18 protein-coding genes are annotated in these 21,577 nt (G+C 71.0%); 12 read left to right on the top strand and 6 right to left on the bottom strand.

What is annotated here, in order from left to right:
- Position 1: 1 nt before the first annotated feature.
- Positions 2–1,108, bottom strand: a complete 1,107-nt coding sequence (locus OG568_RS19875) for a threonine synthase (protein WP_329532550.1) — start codon at positions 1,106–1,108, stop codon at positions 2–4.
- A gap of 302 nt (positions 1,109–1,410) precedes the next feature.
- Between OG568_RS19875 and OG568_RS19870 the strand changes: the two genes are divergently transcribed.
- The 5 genes from OG568_RS19870 to OG568_RS19850 all read left to right on the top strand — a co-directional run bounded on the left by OG568_RS19870 (position 1,411) and on the right by OG568_RS19850 (position 7,031).
- Positions 1,411–2,163: a GntR family transcriptional regulator gene (locus OG568_RS19870; protein WP_266436357.1), complete on the top strand. Its 753-nt coding sequence runs from the start codon at positions 1,411–1,413 to the stop codon at positions 2,161–2,163.
- 341 nt (positions 2,164–2,504) lie between these two features.
- Positions 2,505–2,687, top strand: a complete 183-nt coding sequence (locus OG568_RS19865) for an SPOR domain-containing protein (protein WP_266436355.1) — start codon at positions 2,505–2,507, stop codon at positions 2,685–2,687.
- Between the two features lie 39 nt (positions 2,688–2,726).
- Positions 2,727–3,128: a (deoxy)nucleoside triphosphate pyrophosphohydrolase gene (locus tag OG568_RS19860; RefSeq protein WP_329532549.1), complete on the top strand. Its 402-nt coding sequence runs from the start codon at positions 2,727–2,729 to the stop codon at positions 3,126–3,128.
- Positions 3,129–3,452: 324 nt separating this feature from the next.
- Positions 3,453–3,884, top strand: coding sequence for an ATP-binding protein (locus tag OG568_RS19855; protein ID WP_266585467.1), 432 nt, complete (start codon positions 3,453–3,455; stop codon positions 3,882–3,884).
- A gap of 267 nt (positions 3,885–4,151) precedes the next feature.
- Complete coding sequence (locus OG568_RS19850; RefSeq protein WP_329532548.1) at positions 4,152–7,031, top strand: SpoIIE family protein phosphatase; 2,880 nt, start codon at positions 4,152–4,154, stop codon at positions 7,029–7,031.
- On the opposite strand, the gene OG568_RS19845 is transcribed toward OG568_RS19850, so the two are convergent.
- Positions 6,994–8,580 (bottom strand): hypothetical protein, encoded by a 1,587-nt coding sequence (locus OG568_RS19845; protein ID WP_329532547.1) that lies wholly within the window; start codon positions 8,578–8,580, stop codon positions 6,994–6,996. The two genes, OG568_RS19850 and OG568_RS19845, sit on opposite strands and share 38 nt — an antisense overlap.
- Before the next feature lie 105 nt (positions 8,581–8,685).
- Here OG568_RS19845 and OG568_RS19840 point away from each other — a divergent pair, with 105 nt between their 5' ends.
- From OG568_RS19840 to OG568_RS19825, 4 genes are read left to right on the top strand one after another with little or no spacing between them, the layout of a single operon-like run.
- Positions 8,686–9,861: a hypothetical protein gene (locus tag OG568_RS19840; RefSeq protein WP_329532546.1), complete on the top strand. Its 1,176-nt coding sequence runs from the start codon at positions 8,686–8,688 to the stop codon at positions 9,859–9,861.
- On the top strand, positions 9,858–10,865 hold the full coding sequence (locus OG568_RS19835) for a phosphotransferase family protein (RefSeq protein WP_329532545.1): 1,008 nt from the start codon (positions 9,858–9,860) through the stop codon (positions 10,863–10,865). The genes OG568_RS19840 and OG568_RS19835 overlap by 4 nt, the downstream gene beginning before the upstream one ends.
- A 45-nt stretch (positions 10,866–10,910) precedes the next feature.
- A complete protein-coding gene (locus OG568_RS19830; protein WP_329532544.1) occupies positions 10,911–11,222 on the top strand; it encodes a hypothetical protein in 312 nt (103 codons plus the stop codon).
- Positions 11,219–11,560, top strand: coding sequence for a hypothetical protein (locus tag OG568_RS19825; RefSeq protein ID WP_329532543.1), 342 nt, complete (start codon positions 11,219–11,221; stop codon positions 11,558–11,560). The genes OG568_RS19830 and OG568_RS19825 overlap by 4 nt, the downstream gene beginning before the upstream one ends.
- Here OG568_RS19825 and OG568_RS19820 read toward each other — a convergent pair.
- Genes OG568_RS19820 through OG568_RS19805 form a run of 4 tightly spaced genes read right to left on the bottom strand, consistent with a single transcriptional unit; the run spans position 11,535 to position 15,439 of the window.
- Positions 11,535–12,311: a succinate dehydrogenase/fumarate reductase iron-sulfur subunit gene (locus OG568_RS19820; RefSeq protein ID WP_329532542.1), complete on the bottom strand. Its 777-nt coding sequence runs from the start codon at positions 12,309–12,311 to the stop codon at positions 11,535–11,537. The genes OG568_RS19825 and OG568_RS19820 overlap by 26 nt on opposite strands.
- On the bottom strand, positions 12,308–14,287 hold the full coding sequence (locus OG568_RS19815) for a fumarate reductase/succinate dehydrogenase flavoprotein subunit (RefSeq protein WP_329532541.1): 1,980 nt from the start codon (positions 14,285–14,287) through the stop codon (positions 12,308–12,310). Before OG568_RS19815 ends, OG568_RS19820 begins: the two co-directional genes overlap by 4 nt.
- Before the next feature lie 18 nt (positions 14,288–14,305).
- Positions 14,306–15,127 carry a hypothetical protein gene (locus OG568_RS19810; RefSeq protein WP_266436333.1) on the bottom strand — a complete coding sequence of 274 codons (822 nt, stop codon included), beginning with the start codon at positions 15,125–15,127 and terminating at the stop codon, positions 14,306–14,308.
- A gap of 21 nt (positions 15,128–15,148) precedes the next feature.
- Complete coding sequence (locus OG568_RS19805) at positions 15,149–15,439, bottom strand: hypothetical protein (RefSeq protein WP_329532540.1); 291 nt, start codon at positions 15,437–15,439, stop codon at positions 15,149–15,151.
- A 395-nt stretch (positions 15,440–15,834) separates the two neighbouring features.
- Here OG568_RS19805 and OG568_RS19800 point away from each other — a divergent pair, with 395 nt between their 5' ends.
- The 3 genes from OG568_RS19800 to typA all read left to right on the top strand — a co-directional run bounded on the left by OG568_RS19800 (position 15,835) and on the right by typA (position 20,942).
- A complete protein-coding gene (locus OG568_RS19800; protein ID WP_329532539.1) occupies positions 15,835–18,081 on the top strand; it encodes an ABC transporter family substrate-binding protein in 2,247 nt (748 codons plus the stop codon).
- Between the two features lie 135 nt (positions 18,082–18,216).
- Positions 18,217–18,864, top strand: coding sequence for a hypothetical protein (locus tag OG568_RS19795; protein WP_329532538.1), 648 nt, complete (start codon positions 18,217–18,219; stop codon positions 18,862–18,864).
- A 170-nt stretch (positions 18,865–19,034) separates the two neighbouring features.
- The gene (gene typA / locus OG568_RS19790) at positions 19,035–20,942 is read left to right on the top strand and encodes a translational GTPase TypA (protein WP_329364706.1); all 1,908 of its coding nucleotides are present in this window, start codon (positions 19,035–19,037) and stop codon (positions 20,940–20,942) included.
- Positions 20,943–21,577: the final 635 nt, after the last annotated feature.

Genomic DNA, 21,577 nt, shown 5'->3' with positions numbered 1-21,577 from the left:
CCTACCCCCGGGCCAACCCGGTCTTCACGCCCGCCCCGCACAGCGGTACCACCGCCGTACGTCCCCGGAGCACCCCCTCCCGTACCGCCGCCCAGCACGCCGCCCCCGTCGACTCGACGTACAGGCCCCGTGCCGCCAAGTCCCGCTGGGCGTGCTGGATCTGGTCCTCCGTCACCGTGAGGAACGTGCCGCCGAAGGCGCTTACGGTGCGCAGGATCTGGCGGGCCCGGGGCGGGCGCGGGATGGCGATTCCCTCGGCGAAGGTGGGGGCCATAGGGGTGACGCCGACCAGCTCTTGCGCGCCCTCGGCCCAGGCGTGCGCGAGCGGGGCCACCGCGGCGGCCTGGACCGCGTACAGCGCGGGCCGCCGGTCGATGAGCCCCGCACGGTGCAGCTCGACGACGGCCAGGGCGGCGCCGAGGAGCAGTGTGCCGTTGCCGACGGGGACGACGATGACGTCGGGCAGGCGCCCGCCCAGGTCTTCCCAGAGCTCGTGCACGTACGTCTTCGTGCCGTGCAGGAAGTACGGGTTGAAGACGTGCGAGGCGTAGAACGTGCCGGGCGAGTCCGCGGCTTCGCGGGCCGCTCGTGCCGTCGCCTCCCGGTCCCCGTCCACGACATGCACCCGCGCGCCGTGCGCCTCGATCTGCTCCAGCTTCTTCGGTGACGTGCCCTCGGGGACGTACACCGTGCAGGGCAGCGCGGCCCGCGCGCAGTACGCGGCGATCGCCGTCCCCGCGTTGCCGCTGCTGTCCGCGAGCACCTGCCGGGGCCCCAGCCGCAGTGCCAGCTCGACCAGCAGGACGGCGCCGCGGTCCTTGAAGGACAGGGTCGGCATCAGGAAGTCCAGCTTGGCCGAGATGCCCCCGTGCAGCTCCACCAGCGGGGTGCGGCCCTCGCCCAGGCTGACCGTGGGTGCGGCCAGCGGCAGGCACTCCGCGTACCGCCACAGTGAGTTCACGCGCCCGGTCAGGGAGGTGAGGGGTGCGGGGGTCGGTGCGAAGAGCAGGTCGAGCGGGCCACGGCAGACCGGGCAGCACCAGTCGAGCGAGCCGCCGGGGACGCGCGTACCGTCCGCCGGGCAGAAGCGATCCGGCAAAGGTGTCATGTGTGCAGGCTATGCGTGCGCCTCGACGTCAAGCCGACCCGAGGAAGACGGTCACCGCACGCAAGGTTTTGGGCCTCACTGCCACCCCGCCGTCGGGCGGCGGAGGAGGGGACGGTCGGGGCGACGGGGGAAACGGTGGGGGTGTGGAGGTGTGACGCGGGCTATAGCGGGGAGAAAGTGCCTGGGTAAAGCCCTCGGCAGGCATAAGTAATCACATCGAGTGATTCTCTGGCCTGCGCTTGCGTGGCACAACCCACGGTTGCCAGGCTGTTGCTGTCTGTACAACCTGATGGGAGCGGCCAGTGACTTTCGGTGAGCAGCCGGCGTATCTGCGTGTCGCGGGTGATCTCCGCAAGAAGATCGTCGACGGTTCGCTGCCACCACACACCCGCCTCCCCTCCCAGGCCAGGATCCGCGAGGAGTACGGGGTCTCGGACACGGTCGCCCTGGAGGCGCGCAAGGTGCTGATGGCCGAGGGCCTGGTCGAGGGCCGCTCCGGCTCGGGGACGTATGTGCGGGAGCGGCCGGTGCCGCGCCGGGTGGCCCGCTCCGGGTACCGCCCGGACAGCGGCGTGACCCCCTTCCGCCAGGAGCAGGCCGACCTGTCCGTGCGCGGCACCTGGGAGTCGCACAGCGCGCAGGCCGAGGCGAGCGGCGCGATCGCCGAGCGTCTCTCGATCCGGCCCGGCGACCGCGTCATGTGCACGAACTACGTCTTCCGGGACGGCGGCGAGGCGATGATGCTCTCCACCTCCTGGGAGCCCCTCGCCGTCACGGGCCGCACCCCGGTGATGCTCCCCGAGGAGGGCCCGCTCGGCGGCATGGGCGTCGTCGAGCGGATGGCGGCCATCGACGTGATCGTGGACAACGTCACGGAGGAAGTGGGAGCCCGCCCCGGCCTCGCCGAGGAACTCCTCGCGCTGGGCGGTGTCCCCGGGCATGTGGTCGTCGTCATCCAGCGGACGTACTTCGCCTCGGGCCGTCCGGTGGAGACGGCCGACGTCGTCGTACCGGCGGACCGGTATCGCATCGCGTATCACCTGCCGGTGAAGTAGGCGTAGGAGTTCACGGGCGGTCGGCGTCCGCGGGGCGCGGTCCGACCTCGTTCCCGGGCGGGCCGGCCGCCAAGTGCCCGGCGCGCGGCCTCGGTTGCAATCTGGCCTTTCTCAAATGCCCTGCTCGGGGCGGAGTTCGCGCTGTCTGGAGGGCGCACGGAGGGCGGTCGACGGCGCGTTCGTACGCATGCGCCCCCTCCGCCTTGGCTGGTTGCGTACCTCTTTGTGCAAAGGCGTATTCGCTGCGTAAAGGTTAGGCGTAGGCTCGGGCATATGCGGATTGCGGTTTCCTTAGCGTGCGAGGCACGGCGCGAGCCGGGGGCGGGAAGTGGAGGGGCTTGATGAACGAGGGCACGATCACTCTTCCCTGGCTCGTCATACGACAGGACGACAACGGCAATCGCTACCGCGTCGGGAGGTACGCGACCCGGGCCGAGGCCCAGAAGATCGCGGACAGCCTCGACGACCGCGGCCACAAGCAGCTCTACTGGGTCGAGCGGATCGCGCAGAACGGATCCAAGTGACGGTCCGCGTCCGGTGTGCCCTGCCGTAGGCTCCGGCGCATGGACGAAACGATCGTGGTGGTGGGCGGCGCCCTGCTGCACGACGGACGCCTCCTCGCCGCGCGCCGCAGCGCACCCCCCGAGCTGGCCGGCCGCTGGGAGCTGCCCGGCGGCAAGGTGGAGCCGGGTGAGGCTCCCGAAGCCGCCCTCGTACGCGAACTGCGCGAGGAACTCGGCGTCACGGCGGAGTCCATCGAGCGCGTCCCGGGAGAGTGGCCCCTGCGGACGCCGTACGTCCTGCACGTGTGGACCGCGCGGCTGCTCCCCGGCTCGGCCGATCCGGTGCCTCTCGAGGACCATGACGACCTGCGCTGGCTGACTCCGGACGAGCTCTGGGACGTGGACTGGCTGGACCAGGACATCCCCGCCGTGAAGGCCGTACTGCGGCGCTGGGACGCCTGAGACGGCCGAGATGTCGGAGGGACCGAGACGTCGGAGGGGCGCCGGACCCGCTGTCGTGTGCCCGCTCCTCTCTTTGGGGGACAGCGGTCTTTCTTGGGTGCAGCGGCCTTTCTGGGGTGCATCGGTCTTTCTGGGAGGCGCCGGCTGACGTGCGAGCGCGGGCGCCGGGGCGCGGCGCTGTGTGTGCGGCTTTCGGGAGCGGGAGAGCGCGAGTCGCGTCCGCGGCTCGGGGTCCCGTACGCCGTTCGTGCCACAGTGCGCCCACATGTGCGGTAAAGCGTCCCGGATATCGGGTATGTGCCCATTAACCCCACGAAACCGGACATGGGTGGGTTCCTGGCCTGGGAAGTGATCGGCGTGATCGACACCGAAGGCGACTACGCCGAGTGGAGCTTTCCCGCGGAGCCCGGTGCCGTCCGCACCGCCCGTGCCGTCGTCCGGGGCCAGCTGCGCACCTGGGGGCTGGATTCCCTCAGTGATGTGACCGCGCTGCTGGTCAGCGAGCTGGTGACCAACTCGCTGCGGCACGCCACCGGCCCCATCGGTGTCCGTCTGGTCGGACCCGCGGGACTGCCGGGTGCCCTTCTGGTGGAAGTCTCCGACCCGTTGCCCGACCCGCCCCGCGAACGGTCCGCCGACGCGGACGACGAGAGTGGCCGAGGGCTGCAACTGGTGGCGGGCTCGTCGCGGCGCTGGGGTACCCGGCCCGGGAACACTGGAAAGACGGTGTGGTTCGAACTGGCGGTGCCCGACTGAGGGTCCGTCGGCTGTCGTGCTGAGGGTGTGTCGGGCGGAGGGTGGGGCGACCGATCGCTTCAGGCCACCAGAGTTGTCCGGAGTCTTTGATTCGATGGGGCGCCACCTGGTTAGAAGACTGGGAGTATGTCGCGGCCGGTCCAAAAACCATCGGGACCGTGCTGTGATCGTGAACACCGTGTTGTGCGGCGCCGTAGTGCTGGATACTGCGGGCAGCCGCCCCCGGTGACCGGTGCCGGACGCGGTGAGCTGGAGGGGACGGATCGCGTGAGCGAGATACCAGCGAAGGCCACGGAGTCCGAGGACCCGTCGGACGGCGCGAGGGCGGAGGCCGCGGGGGGTTTTGCCGTGGCCGGAGCGACGGGCGGGGCGATGAGTGACGCCATGACCGAGCCGCGAGGCGACGCGAGAACCGAGCCGACGAACACACCATGGGGCGGCGCACCCTCCGGACCGAGCGGCGACGCGAGGCCCCGGGCGGCCGGCACCCCGACGGACACGGGTACGGGCGCGGGCGCGGATACGGGTACGGACTTGGGTGCGGACATGGACCGGGCCACGGCCGTGCCGCCTGGCGCACCGCACGCCGCATCACGCGGCGCATCGCACGTAGAGCCGTACGGAGAACCGCCCGGCGAGCCCCTGGGTGACACGATGTGGCAGAGCAGCCCGCCCGGTTCGATCTACGACTACATCAAGGTCGCCTCGTTCTCCATCGGCGCCGACGGCCTCGTCGACCAGTGGAGCCTGCGTGCCGAGCAGCTCTTCGGGATATCCGCGGAACGCGCCCTCGGTATGGACCCCATCGAGGCGTTCTTCGAACCCGACCAGCGCGAACGCGGCCAGCGCAAGATGGCGGAGATCCTGGACGGCCGCGAGTGGACCGGTGTGGTCCCCTTCCGCGTGCCGGCCACCGGGGACGGCGAGCCGGGCGAGGAGGGCCTCGCCGAGGTCTATGTGATGCCCACCACGACGGAGGACGGCGAGCGGGCCGCCGTGTGCATCGTTGTGGACGTCCGGACCCTCCGCAGCATCGAGACGGACCTCGCCGCCTCGCAGGCGATTTTCGGTCAATCTCCGTTCGGCTTCCTGCTCATCGACACGGATCTGCGGGTCCGGCGCGCCAACAAGCAGTTCGCCTCGGTGTTCGGCGGAAACGTGGAGAGCCACCGTGGCCGTACGGTCCACGACTACCTGCCGCGTTCCGAGGCCGAGCGGGTCGCCGCGACGCTGCGCCGCGTCCTCGAAACCGGCGACTCCATCACGGACATGCACGTCACCGGTTTCATACCCGGCTCCGACGAGCGCCGGCACTGGTCCGTCAACCTCTACCGCGTGCACAGCGGCTCCGGCCGCCCCATCGGTATCGCCTGGCTCGGAACCGACATCACCAGCCGCCGCGCCGCGGCCCGGGAAGCGGCCGCCGCACGGCGCAATCTCGCCCTTCTGAACGAGGCGGGCGCCCGCATCGGCAACTCCCTCGACCTGGAGACCACCGCACGCGAACTCCTCGACGTCGTCGTGCCCGGTTTCTGCGACCTCGCCACCGTCGACCTCTACCAGGGCCTGCTCGCGGGCGACGAGACCCCGCGGGCGCTCGCCGACGGCAGCGCGGAACTGCGCCGGGTCGCCTTCGCCAGCGCCGTGTCCGACGCGCCGTTCATCGGCGGACCGGCGCCGGTCGCCGTGGGCGCGGTCCATCACTACGCCTTCAACTCGCCCTGCGCGGACGCCCTGCGCACCGCCCGCCCGCAACAGGTCCCCGCCGAGGACGGCGGCCTCATCCAGTCCACGCTGGCGGTCCCGATGGTCGCCCACGACACGGTGGTCGGCCTCGCCCAGTTCTCCCGTACGAAGGGCAGCGAGCCGTTCGGCGACCGCGACCGGGCGCTCGCGGTGGAACTCGCGGCGCGCGCCGCGGTCTGCATCGACAACGCCCGTCTGTACCGCCGCGAGCACGAACGCGCGCTGATCCTGCAGCGCTCGCTCCTCCCGCCGGGCGACCCGGAGGCCTCCGGCCTGGACATCGCGTGCCGGTACCTGCCCGGCAACGCGGCGACCGAGGTCGGCGGCGACTGGTTCGACGTCATCGAACTCCCCGGCCACCGCACGGCGTTGGTCGTCGGCGACGTCATGGGGCGCGGTCTGCGCGCGGCGGTCGCCATGGGTGAACTGCGCACCGCGGTCCGCACCCTGGCCCTCCTCGATCTCGAACCCGCCGAAGTGCTCTCGGCGTTGGACGAGATCGCCCGCGGCCTCGGCACCCCCGGCGGGGTCCAGCAGGCCACCCGTGCGGCCCGCCAGCCCCGCGACGCCGACCTCTCCGAGGTGTACCTGGCGACCTGCGTGTACGCGGTGTACGACTCCGTGACCCGCCGCTGCACCTTCGCCAACGCGGGCCATCTGCCGCCCGTGCTGGTCGAACCCGGCGAGAGCGCGCTGATGCTCGACGTGCCGCCCGGCATGCCCCTCGGCGTGGGCGGCGAGCCCTTCGAGGAGGTGGAGGTCGAACTACCCGAAGGCGCCCTGTTGGCGCTCTACACGGATGGACTGGTCGAATCGCGCGACCACCCCCTCGACGAGGGCCTGCAAGCCTTCGTCGGCGCGCTCACCGACCCCTCCCGGCCCCTGGAGGATGTCTGCGACCACGTCCTCAACACCCTCGACACCCACCACGGCGAGGACGACATCGCGCTGCTGATGGCTCGTGTCCAGGGGCTGCCCGCCGACTCCGTGGGCGACTGGACGCTGCCGCGCGAGCCGCGCAGTGTGGGGCGGGCCCGTGAGTACGCGCGCACCCAGCTCACCGCCTGGGAGCTGGAGCCGCTCGTCGACACCACCGAGCTCCTGGTCAGCGAACTCGTCACCAACGCGCTGCGCTACGGCGAGGGTGAGATCAGGCTGCGTCTGCTGCTCGACCGGACCCTGGTGTGCGAGGTCTGGGACGCGGGCCTCGTCCAGCCACGCCGGCGCCGCGCCCGCGACACGGACGAGGGGGGCCGGGGGCTGCAGCTCGTCGGTCTGCTCTCCGCCGCGTGGGGCTCGCGGCGGACACCGGCCGGCAAGACGGTCTGGTTCGAACTCCCGCTCCCGGACGGCGGTACGCCCCTCACGGACCCGGCGGAGGCATTGCTGAGCCTGTTCTGACCGCGCGGTTCCCCGCGCCCCTGAAACCTCCGCGCCCCCGGGTCCTCGGTCCGCCGAAGCTCGCCGCGGGGGCGTCCGGGGTGTCGTCCAGCAGGATCCCGCCGAGCACCGCACCGCCGACGCCCGCACCCTCGGGTCCGGCGTACGGATTCCCGTACGCCCGTACGTCCCGTTCCGCGAGTTGCTCCGCCTCCCGGGCGAGCGCGTCGGCGTGCCGGACGTCGACGAGGGCGCAAGGCGCGAGCGCGAGGCGGCGCTCCGCCTCCGAGAGACGGGTCCGGGCCTCGGCCCCGACCGCTCCCCGGTGCGTGGTGACGAAGTCCGAGGCGAGGGCGACGACACTGCGGGCCGGCAGCAGCGCGTGGTCGAGGAAGGGCCGGTCGACGGGAACGCGGTCCTCGGCCAGGAGCGGTGCTCCGGCGTCAACGACGCGACGGAGGGCGTCGAGCGGGTCGTAGGGATGGCCGCCGCCCGCGCTCTCCCGCCGCACGTCGGCGACGACCGACGCGGCATGCGCGATCCGTCCGGGCAGCGCACCGACGGCCGGGAGGCCGCGCGCCGCCGCGAGTTCGGCCTCCGCGTCGCGCAGCGCGCCGGGCAACCGGGCCGCCGCGGAGGCGAGTTCGCGGGAGAGCCGGAAGACACCGTCCAGGAAGAGGCCCGCCTGGTCGACGGCGCCTTCGGCGGCCCGCAGATGTGCCGACGCCCGCTCGCCCTCCCCCCGGTCGAGGGACCGACGGGCCTGGTTGAGGCGGGTGGTGGCGAACACGAGCCGGTCCTTGGCCTGTTCGACGTGGCCCGCGACGGGCAGGGACGCGGAGGGCGGGTACCGCTCGTGGAGCTCGGCGAGCGCCGCCTCCGCGGCCGGGGTGCGCGCGGCGAGCTCCCGGAAACGGGCCTCCGCCGACTCCAGCGCGGCGGGCAGGGTCCGTTCCAGGGCGCGCAGCAGGTCGAAGCCGGCCGCCTCCGCGTCCAGCCGCCGCCCCGCCTCCATGCAGCGGGCGGCGATCTCCTCCAGCAGCAGCCGCTTCACCAGGTCGTCGTCCGGCACGGTGTCGTCCAGTCGCTGCCGCAGCCGGAAGGACGCCGTCAGCTCGGAGCGTGCGAACGCCAGCGCCGCCGTGTACGTCTCGACGGCATCCTTACCGAACTGGGCCTCCGCCCAGCCGAGTTCCTCCGCACCGGTGCGCACGCAGTCGTCGATCTCGACGAGCGACTGCCGTGCCCGCCGGTCGAGTTCGGCGAACGGGGCGGGATGCGCAGTGGCTCCGCCGGGTGTCGTACGGGTCCGGGCCCGTCGTATGCGCCGGATGTACGAGTACGCCGCCAGCGCCCCCGCGGCGACCACCGCGACGAGGGGCAGCACGAGATCAGCGGTGCTCGTCCCACCCTGCCCGGGCGCGGCCGCCACCTCGTCGGCACCCGCCCGTGCGACGGGCAGCAGCAGCCACCCCGTCGCCAGCAGTCCGCCGAGCACGGCATGCGCCACCCGCGCGGCTATGTGGGACGTGGCTCGGCGCGGCCGGCTTCGACTCAGGGGCGACGTCACATTTGGGAGCGTATGACCGCTTGCCCGGAGGCGCGACCGGGATGCGCCGAGGCGGGGCCGCTTAGGGTACGAGGGATACGGGGGCGTACGGAGGGGGCGCGGGGGATGGACGAGGGGCGCACGGGGACCGAGGCGGAGCCGGCGGCGGAGAGCCCGGCGACACCGGCCGGGGCGGGGGCGGACACGGGAGCGGGCGGGCCGAGGGACGACGAGGGCCGTACGTCCTCGAGCCGTGTCCCCGGCTGGCTTCGAACGGTGGGCCGGGGCTGGCGGCACCCCCGACTGCGCTGGCCCAAACGGGTCGCGCTCGGGCTCGTTGCGGCGTTGGTCCTCTCCACACTCGCCACGGGCATCGCCCTGCGGGCCAACTACGCCGGAGACCCGGCCCCCGGTACCCGGACCAGGGACCGTGACGCCCTCTGGATGGGCCACGCCTGGGTGGACGGCCGGAAGAAGGACGCGGACGTCAAGGCGCTCGCGGAGCGGCTGCGGACGACCGGGATCCGGGATCTGTACGTGCACGCGGGACCGCTGGAACACGACGGGACCCTGCCCGAGTCGGCGTACCCGAAAGCGCGTTGGCTGGTCGAGGCCGTGCACCGCGAACTGCCCGGCGTCCGCGTCCAGGCCTGGCTCGGCGACGTGCTCGCCACCGAGGGGGAGGTCGGGATGCGTCTGGAACGGGCGGGCACCCGGGCCGCCGTCGTCCGCTCCGCCGGACAGGTCCTCGACGCCGGTTTCGAGGGCGCCCACTTCGACCTGGAGCCCCTGCACTCCGACGACTCGGACTACCTCTCCCTGCTCGACGATCTGCGCCGCGTCACCCGGGCCCACGACGCCCAACTCTCCATCGCCGCCCACCAGATCGACCCGCTCCCGAACCTCCACTCCGTCGCGGGCGTCTTCACGGCACACCCCAAGTGGTGGTCCCAGGCGTTCTTCGGGCAGGTCGCCCGCCGGGTCGACCAGATCGCCGTGATGTCGTACGACACCGCGCTTCCCCTGGAGAGCCTGTACGGCGGTTACGTCGCCGAGCAGACCGCCCTCGCCCTCGAAGTCACCCCGAAATCGACCGACCTGCTGATGGGCCTGCCCTTCTACTACGAGGACAACATGGACCACCACGGCTCGGCCGAGACGGTCACGGCGGCCGTCCGCGGCGCCCGCCTGGGCCTGTCGCGCACCGACCGCACCCGAGAACACTTCGGCCTCGCCCTGTACGTGGACTTCGCCGCCCGGGAGAAGGACTGGACGGCGTACGAGGAAGGGTGGGTCCGATGACCGTCACACGCAGGCCGCTCACGAAAGACGACCTGGCGCCCCTCGCCCGTGCCGCGCTGGGCCTGGCCCGGACGCTCACCGCTGTCACGCGTCTGCGCGGCGGCTCCAAGAAGGGTGTCTACCGGCTCTTCCTCGACGACGGTTCCACCGCGGTCGCCTACGTCTGGGACCCGGCCGAGGACTACTGGGACGCGGCCCCGGCCGACCCCCGCGACTCCTTCTCGCACGCCTCCGGACTCGACCTCTTCACCGCCGCGTACGACAGGCTCACCGCCCTCGGCATCCGCACCCCCCGCCTGCTGTTCACCGACCGCACGCACACACACGTGCCCTCGGACGCGGCCGTGGTGGAGGACGTACGCGGCGGCAGTCTGGAGGACCTGCTGCGCCGCGACCCCCAGGCCGCCGCTGGGCCCCTGCGGGAACTGGCCGAGGCCCTGCGCACCATGCACGCCCATCCGGCACCCCGCCACGGCAAGGTCGCCGTCGTCGACAACGGCGGCAGTGCGTACGGCGGTTCGTGCGAAGAGGTCGTCCTCGAACGGGCGCTGGCCGACCTGGCGGAGGCCGCCGCACGCGACGCCCGGATCGCCGCCGTACGCGAGGCCCTGCACGACCGACTGCACACCCTCGCGGGGGCCGTCCGCCCGCGCCGCCGCGTCGGCCTCGTCCACGGCGAACTCGGCCCGGACCACGTCCTCGTGGACGAACACGGCCACCCCGCCCTCATCGACATCGAGGGCCTGCTCTACTTCGACGCCGAGTGGGAGCACGTCTTCCTGCGCCAGCGCTTCCACGACGGCTACGACGCCTACGCAGCCCTGCGTGCCGACGGTCTCGACGAGGACCGGCTGCGCCTCTACCGCCTGGCCATGCACCTCTCGCTGGTCGCGGGCCCGCTCCGGCTCCTCGACGGCGACTTCCCGGATCCGGAGTTCATGCGGGCGATCGCGGAACACAGCGTCGGGCAGACCCTCACGCTGCTGGAGAACCCCGTGCCATGATCTGAGAGCGCGCCTGGTCGGCGTGCTGCGGGGGAGGGAGAGACGGTGCACCTGTATCTGGTGGGCTTCGCCGCGCTGGCCATGACCGGCACGGCGCTGATGGGGATCGCCGGGATCGTCACGGGCTGGGTGCCGCCCTGGCTGCGCCCCCGTGTCGTCCGGCCGAAGCTGTGGGGGTACGGCTCGGTCGTGGGGGCCGCCGGGATGTCCCTGTACATGTTCATCGGCCCGTTCCGAGGGCCCGACCTCAGCATGGCGCCCTTCGCGATGACCGGTATGGCCCTGTTCATCGTGGGGCTCGTGATGCAGATGGCCTCGCGGCGCCCCGGTGGCCCCGGCATCCCCGAACGCCGATGACAGGGCACTGGCTCTTTACGGCCGGTCTCGGCGAAGGCGTGGTCCTCGGACTCGCGACGGCCGTCGGGATCGTCGCCGTGCGCGGCGGCCGGGTGCCGGGGTGGGAGCGCCGTCCCGTCGTCCGGCGCCGCCTGTGGGGCCGGGGCGCGCTGCTGGTGACGGCGGCCGTCGCGCTCCAGTCGTTGAACCTGGCCTTCTCGGGCCCCGGCTTCCTCCAGTTCGCGGGCGCCCTCGTGAGCGGCGCGGGCCTGATCACCGGGGCCGCCCTGATGCACCGGGCGACCCGGGACCGCCGCCGCGGCCCCACCGCTCCTACGACGACGGATCCCGCCTCCTGATCTTCGACCCCAGCCACACCAACGGGTCGTACTTGCGGTCGACTGCCCGTTCCTTCAAGGGGATCAGGGCGTTGTCCGTGATCTTGATGCCCTCGGGGCAGACCTCGGTGCAGCACTTGGTGATGTTGCAGTAGCCGAGGCCGTGTTCCTCCTGGGCGGTGCGCTTGCGGTCCAGACCGGTGTCGGCGGCGGCGTCCAACGGGTGCATGTCCAGTTCGGCGACGCGCATCAGGAAGCGCGGGCCCGCGAACGCCGGTTTGTTCTCCTCGTGGTCGCGCACGACATGGCAGGTGTCCTGGCACAGGAAGCACTCGATGCACTTGCGGAACTCCTGCGAGCGGTCCACGTCCTCCTGCTGCATGCGGTACTCGCCGGGGCCGAGACCGGCCGGGGGAACGAAGGCGGGAACCTGCCGCGCCTTCGCGTAGTTGAAGCCGACGTCCGTGACCAGATCCCGTACGACGGGGAAGGCGCGCAGCGGTGTGACGGTGATCGTCTCCTCCTGCGTGAACACCGACATCCGCGTCATGCACATCAGCCGGGGGCGTCCGTTGATCTCCGCCGAGCACGAACCGCACTTGCCCGCCTTGCAGTTCCAGCGGACGGCCAGATCCGGGGCCTGGGTCGCCTGGAGCCGGTGGATGATGTCCAGCACCACCTCACCGTCATTGACCTCGACGGCGAAGTCCTCCAGGCCGCCGCCCTTCACATCCCCGCGCCACACCTTGAAGCGGGCCTCGTAGCTGCTCACTCGTAGAGCTCCTCTTCGGCGAGGTACTTGACCAGCTCCTCCTTCTCGAAGAGGGCGAGCAGGTCGGGGCGAATGGGTTCGGTGGTCTCGCGGCTGAGGTCGATCTGGCCGTGCACGGGGTCGGTGGCCGCCAAACCGCCCGTGGGATCGGTGAGTTGGCACACGAGATTGACGCGACGCCAGGACCGCTCCATCGTCGGGTGGTCCTCGCGGGTGTGGCCGCCGCGCGACTCCGTGCGCTCCAGGGCGGCGCGGGCCACGCACTCGCTGACCAGGAGCATGTTGCGCAGGTCGAGGGCGAGGTGCCAGCCGGGGTTGAACTGCCGGTGGCCCTCGACTCCCGCCCGCCGTGCCCGTACCCGCAGCTCCGCGAGCTTCTCCAGGGCCTGTTCCATCTCGGCCTCGCGGCGGATGATGCCGACCAGGTCGTTCATGGCCTGCTGGAGTTCCTGGTGCAGGGTGTACGGGTTCTCGGGCGGGCGTCCGGCGGCGGGGGCCCGGGTGCCGTCCCCCGGCGGAGCACTGCCGGTGGCGGTCTCCGGGCCCTCCGCCGAGAAGGGCCGCAGGGCCTCGGCGGCCGCCGTGTCGATCTGGACGTCGTCCACGGGAGGACGGTCGTCGGCGTGCTCGGCGGCGTACTCGGCGGCGTGCAGTCCCGCCCGCCGCCCGAAGACCAGCAGGTCGGAGAGGGAGTTGCCGCCGAGCCGGTTGGAGCCGTGCATACCACCCGCGACCTCGCCGGCGGCGAACAGCCCCGGTACGCCGCGCGTCGCCGCCGAGTCCGAGTCGACCGCGATGCCGCCCATGACGTAGTGGCAGGTGGGTCCGACCTCCATCGCCTCCGCCGTGATGTCGACGTCCGCGAGCTCCTTGAACTGGTGGTACATGGAGGGGAGCCGGCGCCGGATCACCTCGGCGGGCATACGGGTCGACACATCCAGGAAGACCCCGCCGTGCGGCGATCCGCGGCCCGCCTTGACCTCGGAGTTGATGGCGCGGGCGACCTCGTCGCGCGGCAGCAGCTCCGGGGGACGCCGGTTGTGGTCCGGGTCCTCGTACCAGCGGTCGCCCTCCTCCTCGGACTGCGCGTACTTCTCCTTGAAGACGTCCGGGATGTAGTCGAACATGAACCGCTTGCCGTCGGAGTTCCTGAGCACCCCGCCGTCGCCGCGCACCGACTCGGTGACCAGGATCCCCTTCACCGACGGCGGCCAGACCATGCCCGTCGGGTGGAACTGCACGAACTCCATGTTGAGCAGCGGCGCTCCGGCGAGCAGCGCGAGGGCGTGCCCGTCGCCGGTGTACTCCCACGAGTTGGACGTCACCTTGAACGACTTGCCGATGCCGCCGGTGGCGATGACGACGGAGGGCGCCTCGAGCACGAAGAAGCGCCCGGACTCGCGCTCGTAGCAGAACGCCCCCGAGACCCGGCTGCCGTCCTTCAGCACGCGTGTGACGGTGCACTCCTGATACACCTTCAGCCGGCTCTCGTAGTCCCCGGTGTCCTTCATGTCCTCCTGCTGGAGCGACACGATCTTCTGCTGGAGGGTCCGGATGAGTTCGAGCCCGGTCCGGTCGCCGACATGCGCGAGCCGTGGGTACTCGTGGCCGCCGAAGTTGCGCTGCGAGATCCGCCCGTCCTTCGTGCGGTCGAAGAGCGCACCCCAGGTCTCCAGCTCCCACACCCGGTCCGGGGCTTCCTTGGCGTGCAGCTCGGCCATCCGCCACTGGTTCAGGAACTTGCCACCCCGCATGGTGTCGCGGAAGTGGACCTGCCAGTTGTCGTGGGAGTTGGCGTTGCCCATCGCCGCCGCGATGCCGCCCTCGGCCATCACCGTGTGCGCCTTGCCGAACAGCGACTTGCAGATCACGGCCGTACGGGCGCCGCGTTCGCGCGCCTCGATGGCGGCGCGCAGTCCGGCGCCCCCGGCACCGACCACGACAACGTCCCACTCCTGCCTGTCAACCACGGACATCAGAAGGCCCCACCCAATCTAGAAGAAGCGCGGATCGTCGAAGGCGCCGGACGCGACGAGGTACACGTAGAAGTCGGCGAGTGCCACGCTGACCAGCGAGGCCCAGGCGAGCAGCATGTGACGGGCGTTCAGCTTCCCGACCCACTGCCACATCCGGTAGCGCACGGGATGTTTGGAGAAGTGCTTGAGCTTGCCGCCGACGATGTGCCGGCAGGAGTGGCAGGACAGGGTGTACGCCCAGATCAGCGTGATGTTGAGCAGGAAGACCAGGGTGCCCAGGCCCATGTGGCCCCAGCGGTAGTGCTCGTCGCGGAAGGAGAGCACGGTGTCGTAGGTCAGGACGCCTGCCACGAGGAGTGCCGCGTAGAAGAAGTACCGGTGGATGTTCTGCAGGATCAGCGGGAAGCGGGTCTCGCCGGTGTACTTCTTGTGCGGTTCCGCCACCGCGCAGGCCGGGGGTGACAGCCAGAAGCCGCGGTAGTAGGCCTTGCGGTAGTAGTAGCAGGTCAGCCGGAAGCCGAGCGGGAAGATCAGGATGATGACGGCGGGGGAGATGCCCCACCAGCTCCCGAAGAGGTCCGCGTTCGGGCCCGCGTGCATGGTCTGGCACCGGTCCGCCAGACAGGGCGAGTAGAACGGCGAGACGTACGGCGCGGAGTAGTAGTTCGAGTCCGCGAAGGCCCGCCAGGTCGAATAGACCACGAAGGCCAGCAGCCCGGCCGCGGTGGCGGCGGGCGCCAGCCACCAGCGGTCGGTCCGCAGATGCGGGGCGGCGATCGCGGCGCGCGTGCCGGTCCGTACGCCGCCGCTGTTCGGATGAGGTTCCGTACCAGTGGTCAAGGAGAGCTCCGGTCGGTGGGGTCAGGGGGCGTGCCGGTCGCGGGCGCCGAGACCCTCGTCGTCCGAGTCCGTCCACAGGGTGTTGTCGTACGGGGTGTCGGGGATGGCCACGAGATCGGGGCGCCGCGGCGAGGTGAGGCCGGGGGCCGTCTCGCGCAGCAGCGCGACGCTCTCGCGCAGATGGTCGGCGTCGGCACGGACGCGGCGCATCTCGAGCCCGCCGCTGCCGATTTGCTGCTCCAGGCGGCCCATCGACCGGTTCAGGTCGTCGAGGCAGCGCTGGACTGACATCAGGTCGTCTTGCACGGACATGACGTGACCTCGCTTCCGTGGGCCTTCTGGGCCCTGGGTGGCAACGTTCATGCGCCTGCGAGTGTTGCGCGTCACACCTGCCGGTGTGAAGGGACGTGCACCGATTGGCGGGCGTGCGCTGGGGCGCCGTCCCCTGGGGTGCGCCCCCTCAGACCCCCGCTTAGGCCCGAACGGGGCTCGTCCTCGAACGCCGGACGGGCCGGGTCGAGTCGCTCGGCGTTGCGCCGCACGGGTGCGCTTGCTCTCGCTCCTCGCGTGTCGTCACCGGTGTGCGAACCCTTTCCTCTTCAGTGGGTCCGTAGATCTGATCAGCTCCATATATCCGTAATGTACCGCCGAACGTGATCAGAAACCCTCGTTCGCCCACGGCGCGGCTTGTCCCGGAGGTAGCAGAGATGTCCCACGACGGCGTCGGACCGCGCGCGGTGATGCGCTCGGTCGCGTTCCTCACCGCGGGCGCGCTCGCGGTACCCGCCCTCGCCGCGTGCAGCGCGGACGAGGAGGTCGCCAAGCCCGTCGCCGCGCAGGACATCGCGCCCGCGACCCGCGACCTGATCCAGGACGGCGGCACCCTGCGCTGGGCGGTGGACGCCATGCCGCAGACCCTCAACACCTTCCAGGCGGACGCCGACGCCGGGACCTCCCGGATCGCCGGCGCCGTGCTGCCCGCTCTGTACCGCCTCGACGCCAACGGCACCCCCCAGCTCAATCCCGACTACCTCGAATCGGCCAAGATCGTCGAGAGCGAGCCCAAGCAGGTCGTGCTCTACAAGCTCAACCAGCAGGCGGTCTGGAGCGACGGCCGCGAGATCGGCGCCGCCGACTTCGCCGCCCAGTGGCGTGCCCTGTCCGGCAAGGACAGCGCGTACTGGACGGCCCGCAACGCCGGCTACGACCGCATCGAGAAGATCGAGCGGGGCAAGAGCAACCTGGAGGTCCGCGTCACCTTCAGCCGTCCGTACGCCGACTGGAAGTCGCTCTTCTCGCCGCTGTACCCGAAGGACGTGATGGGCACCGCGGACGCCTTCAACGACGGAGCGCGCCGCAAGCTCCAGGCCACCGCGGGCCCGTTCGCCCTGCGGAAGATCGACCACAAGAGCGGCGAGGTCCTGCTCGCCCGCAACCCGCGCTGGTGGGGCCGCCCCGCCAAGCTCTCCGAGATCGCGCTGATCGCCGTCCCGCGCGACAGACGGGAGGACGCCCTCGCCAACGACAAGGTCGACATGGCCGAGATCGATCCCGAGGAGGCCGGCCGGATCACGTTCGCCGCCCGCGACAAGGGCAGCGCCCCGTCGCAGGGGGCGGGTGCCCCGCTGCAGGGGCCGGGCGCCCCGTTGCAGGGGTCGGGCGCCCCGTTGCAGGGGTCGGGCGCGCCGCTGACGCCCGCGAAGGCGATGCGCGCCGGGGACTTCGTGGTCCGCAAGTCCCTCGAACCCGCCTACACCCAGCTGGCCCTGAACGGCTCCGAGGGTCCACTCGCCGACGAGCGCGTCCGCCGCGCCGTCGCCCGCGCCATCAACCGCGACGAACTCGCCAAGGTCGTCCTGGATCCGCTGGGCCTGCCCGCCGTCCCGGTCGGCAGCCACCTCGCGCTCTCCGGCCAGCCGGCCTACACCGACAACAGCGGCGCGCTCGGCGGTCAGGACACCAAGGAGGCGCAGGCGCTGCTGGCGGATGCCGGATGGGTGCCCGGGGGACCGGTGAAGCAGCAGCAGAAGAAGAAGGAGAAGGAGAAGGCCGCGGGGCCCGAGGGCAAGAAGGCGGACCCCGAGGGCAAGAAGGCGGACTCCGACGCGCTCCCGGACGACTGGACGTACATCGTCGGCGAGGACGACAAGAACGGCGAGGCCGACCGGGAGAAGGTCGACCGGGAGAAGAAGGACCCGAACGACCACTCGGACAAGCACGGGAAGCAGCACGCGGGCGACGAGGCCGGCAAACACCTCGACGGCAGGCAGTACGCCCCCAAGGACAACCGGCAGGGCGGGGCGCCCGGCGCCTACGCGCCCAAGGGCACGGCCGCCCCCGCGGGCGCCGCGGCCGGCGCGCTCGCCAAGGACGGCCAGGCGCTGACGCTGCGGTTCGTCCTGCCCTCGGGCCCCGGTTCGGAGTCGCTGCGCGCGGTCGCCGACCGGATCTCCTGGATGCTGGAGCGCATCGGTATCCATACGGAGACGTCCAAGGTGCCGGACGACAGCTACTTCAAGGACCACATCGCCTCCGGCCAGTACGACCTGGCGCTGTACTCATGGCCCGCCTCGGCCTTCCCGGCCACCGACGCCCGCCCGATCTACGCCAAGCCCGTCCCGGCCGCCGACGGCTCCCTCACCGTCGAGCAGAACTACACCCGGGTCGGCACCGACCAGGTCGACCAGCTCTTCGACCAGGCCATCGCGACGCTGGACGAGGACGAGTCGCGCTCCCTGGTCCGCAAGGCCGACGCCCGGATCTGGGCCGCCGCCGGATCGATTCCCCTCTATCAGCGGCCCCAGCTCATGGCCACCCGCCCGAACCTCGCCAACGCCGGCGCCTTCGGGTTCCAGACCCCGCTCTACGAGGACATGGGCTTCTTGAAGAAGGGCGCCCAGGGGGCACAGCACACACCGGGGAGCCCGACGGACAAAGAGGAGAAGGACAAGTAGTCCCTCCCTCAGATCGTCCTCAAGCCGATTGCCCGGCGCGCCCCCGCCGGGCAGAGTGTCTTCCCGACCGGTGATCACCGCTGGTCATGGGGGGACACGGGGGATACGGGGATGGTCATGGGCAAGCGTCTTCGCGTGAACGCAGGGGTCGCTCTCACCACGGCGGCGCTGCTCGCCGTCACCGCGGGCTGCGGCGGCGGTGACGGTGGCAAGGACCACAAGAACAAGAAGGACGACCGGGCCGTCGCGTGTACGCACGGCACCTACGCCTGGTCCGGCATCGAGCGCGGGCAGAAGCTGACCGGGCTCGCCGATCCGATCAGGCTGAAGAAGAGGACGGACTCCGTCTCGGTCCTCGTGAAGCCGGTGAAGGGCGTCAGCTACAAGCCCCATATGACGTCCACGGCGGCCGGGGTCCGCGCGGCGGACGCGATCAAGGCGCTGGGCCGGTATCTCAAGACGGACGAGCCGCTCGCGGACCCGACGGAGTCGGCGGAGCCGGCCGCGGTGGGGTCGTACATCGAGATGGACTCGAGTGATCTCAAGGGGGCGTATTACGGATGGTCGTACATCGATCTGGTCGAGGCCGACTTCACCTACACCTGTGCCGGCGGTGACGCCGGGCCGATCAAGGGCCATGTGCTGAGCTGGGCCGCCAACGGCAGCGGGTTCCTCTCCTGCGGCGATCCGCTGAGGGACGGCCCCGACAAGGCGGGCTCCGCCGAGCGCACAGCCGTTCGAGAGACCTGTCCGCCCGATTCGGCGGCCGCGAAAAGCGCCTGATCACAAGGCCGGGAACGCTGTCCGCGGCCTCCGCGGACCGGCCCGCGGAGGCCGCGCCCGTCAAGGCCACGTACCATGGGGTAAGGCCGTGGCGTGTCCAGCCCGGCAGGGTCCGCGTAGCACTGACGTACGCGCAGGCCGTCCACTCACTCCGGGAGAAGCGCCTCAATATGGCCACGCGCCACGACATCCGCAACGTCGCCATCGTCGCCCACGTCGACCATGGCAAGACCACCCTGGTCGATGCCATGCTCAAGCAGGCCGGTGCCTTCGCCGCGCACGCCGCCGAGTCGCTTGACGACCGCATGATGGACTCGAACGACCTGGAGCGTGAGAAGGGCATCACGATCCTGGCCAAGAACACGGCCGTGAAGTACCACCCGAAGGATGGTGGTGAGGTCATCACCATCAACATCATCGACACCCCGGGCCACGCCGACTTCGGTGGCGAGGTCGAGCGCGGTCTGTCGATGGTGGACGCGGTCGTCCTCCTCGTCGACGCCTCCGAGGGCCCGCTGCCGCAGACCCGCTTCGTGCTGCGCAAGGCGCTGCAGGCCCGCCTGCCCGTCATCCTGTGCATCAACAAGACGGACCGTCCCGACTCCCGTATCGACGAGGTCGTGAACGAGGCGTACGACCTCTTCCTCGACCTGGACGCCGACGAGGACCAGATCGAGTTCCCGATCGTCTACGCGTGTGCGCGTGACGGTGTCGCCTCCCTGACCAAGCCGGAGAACGGCACGGTCCCGCAGGACAGCGACAACCTGGAGCCGTTCTTCACCACGATCCTGGAGTCCGTCCCGGCCCCGTCCTACGACGAGTCCGCCCCGCTCCAGGCGCACGTCACCAACCTGGACGCCGACAACTTCCTCGGCCGTATCGCGCTGCTGCGCGTCGAGCAGGGCGAGCTGCGCAAGGGCCAGACCGTCACGTGGATCAAGCGCGACGGCACGATGTCCAACGTCCGCATCACCGAGCTGCTGATGACCGAGGCGCTCACCCGCAAGCCCGCCGAGAAGGCGGGCCCCGGTGACATCTGTGCCGTGGCCGGTATCCCGGACATCATGATCGGCGAGACGCTCGCCGACCCCGAGAACCCGATCGCGCTCCCGCTGATCACGGTCGACGAGCCGGCGATCTCGATGACCATCGGCACGAACACCTCGCCGCTGGTCGGCCGCGGCGGCACCGGTAAGGGCGCCACCGCGAAGGCCGCCGTCAAGGACCGCAAGGTCACCGCCCGCCAGGTCAAGGACCGCCTGGACCGTGAGCTGGTCGGTAACGTCTCGCTCCGCGTGCTCGACACCGAGCGCCCGGACGCCTGGGAGGTCCAGGGCCGTGGTGAGCTCGCGCTCGCCATCCTGGTCGAGCAGATGCGCCGCGAGGGCTTCGAGCTGACCATCGGCAAGCCCCAGGTGGTCACCCAGATCATCGACGGCAAGGTGCACGAGCCGGTCGAGCGCATGACGATCGACGTGCCCGAGGAGCACATGGGCGCGGTCACGCAGCTCATGGGCGTCCGCAAGGGGCGTATGGACAACATGTCGAACCACGGCTCCGGCTGGGTCCGCCTGGAGTTCGTCGTGCCCTCCCGCGGCCTCATCGGCTTCCGGACCGAGTTCCTGACCGGCACGCGCGGCACGGGCATCGCCCACTCCATCCACGAGGGCCACGAGCCGTGGTTCGGCACGCTGACCACGCGTAACAACGGCTCGCTGGTCGCCGACCGTGCCGGTGCAGTCACCGCCTTCGCGATGACGAACCTCCAGGAGCGCGGTGTGCTGTTCACCGACCCCGGCACCGAGGTGTACGAGGGCATGATCGTCGGCGAGAACTCCCGCGCCGACGACATGGACGTGAACATCACCAAGGAGAAGAAGCTCACCAACATGCGCTCCGCCGCCGCGGACTCGTTCGAGGCGATCGTCCCGCCGCGCAAGCTCTCCCTGGAGCAGTCCCTGGAGTTCTGCCGCGACGACGAGTGCGTCGAGGTGACCCCGGAGGCCGTGCGCATCCGCAAGGTCGTCCTCGACCAGAAGGAGCGCGGTCGCTCCGCCAGCCGGGCCAAGCACGGCTGACCTCGGCCGTTCCGCAGTGATTTCGGGCACCTCGCATCCGCGGGGTGCCCGTTGCGTTGGGGGGTGCGTGGAGCGCGGCGCGCGGCTTGCGCGGCGGTACGGCGCTGCGATAGGGCGGGGAGCCGGGAGAGGGTAGGGAAAACCCTTCATTACGGAGGAGTAGGCCTCCAAAATGGCTGGTTCCCACTACCCTGCAATCACGTGGGTCCCGGCCGCACGGCACGTATCGAGGCCGTGGTCACACCGTCAGGGGATGTACGCGCTTGATCACGAACGGCCTTGTGGTGGAAGCCCGTTGACCGTATGCCGGGGCAGTTGCCCCCGCCGGTCCGGGGTGGGTGGGCACGCCAATGGCACCCCCACATGACGGCCACGATAGTCGCAACCTCTTTTTTCGCTCCGTGTGTCCGCAATGCGGACGGTCGAGACCGATAGATGTGTAACAAGTCCGTTTCGGAGGGATCTTTCAGCAAACCCTTTGTCCGGATTTTGGAAGAAGTAGGCGACAGGTGTGATCGAACCGAGACCTTGTGAGTGTGGTCGGGGTCTGGCCCATGGCAGATAGTTAGGCGCGTAGAGCTCGGATCAACGGGCCATACGCCTTCAGGTGGCGTCGGCTTGCGAGCGCGGGGGGC

The sequence above is a fragment of the Streptomyces sp. NBC_01450 genome (assembly GCF_036227505.1).
Classification (GTDB): domain Bacteria; phylum Actinomycetota; class Actinomycetes; order Streptomycetales; family Streptomycetaceae; genus Streptomyces.
The sequence above is the reverse complement of the archived record's forward strand: the minus strand, read 5'-3'. Positions and strand labels throughout refer to the sequence as shown.

Bases quoted from the DNA above. Each gene is read 5' to 3' on its own strand.
- OG568_RS19840 (WP_329532546.1), top strand. From the start codon at position 8,686: ATGGACGAGGGGCGCACGGGGACCGAGGCGGAGCCGGCGGCGGAGAGC.
- typA (WP_329364706.1), top strand. From the start codon at position 19,035: ATGGCCACGCGCCACGACATCCGCAACGTCGCCATCGTCGCCCACGTC.
- OG568_RS19815 (WP_329532541.1), bottom strand. From the start codon at position 14,287: ATGTCCGTGGTTGACAGGCAGGAGTGGGACGTTGTCGTGGTCGGTGCC.
- OG568_RS19825 (WP_329532543.1), top strand. From the start codon at position 11,219: ATGACAGGGCACTGGCTCTTTACGGCCGGTCTCGGCGAAGGCGTGGTC.
- OG568_RS19855 (WP_266585467.1), top strand. From the start codon at position 3,453: ATGGGTGGGTTCCTGGCCTGGGAAGTGATCGGCGTGATCGACACCGAA.
- OG568_RS19835 (WP_329532545.1), top strand. From the start codon at position 9,858: ATGACCGTCACACGCAGGCCGCTCACGAAAGACGACCTGGCGCCCCTC.
- OG568_RS19875 (WP_329532550.1), bottom strand. From the start codon at position 1,108: ATGACACCTTTGCCGGATCGCTTCTGCCCGGCGGACGGTACGCGCGTC.
- OG568_RS19860 (WP_329532549.1), top strand. From the start codon at position 2,727: ATGGACGAAACGATCGTGGTGGTGGGCGGCGCCCTGCTGCACGACGGA.
- OG568_RS19800 (WP_329532539.1), top strand. From the start codon at position 15,835: ATGTCCCACGACGGCGTCGGACCGCGCGCGGTGATGCGCTCGGTCGCG.
- OG568_RS19805 (WP_329532540.1), bottom strand. From the start codon at position 15,439: ATGTCCGTGCAAGACGACCTGATGTCAGTCCAGCGCTGCCTCGACGAC.
- OG568_RS19865 (WP_266436355.1), top strand. From the start codon at position 2,505: ATGAACGAGGGCACGATCACTCTTCCCTGGCTCGTCATACGACAGGAC.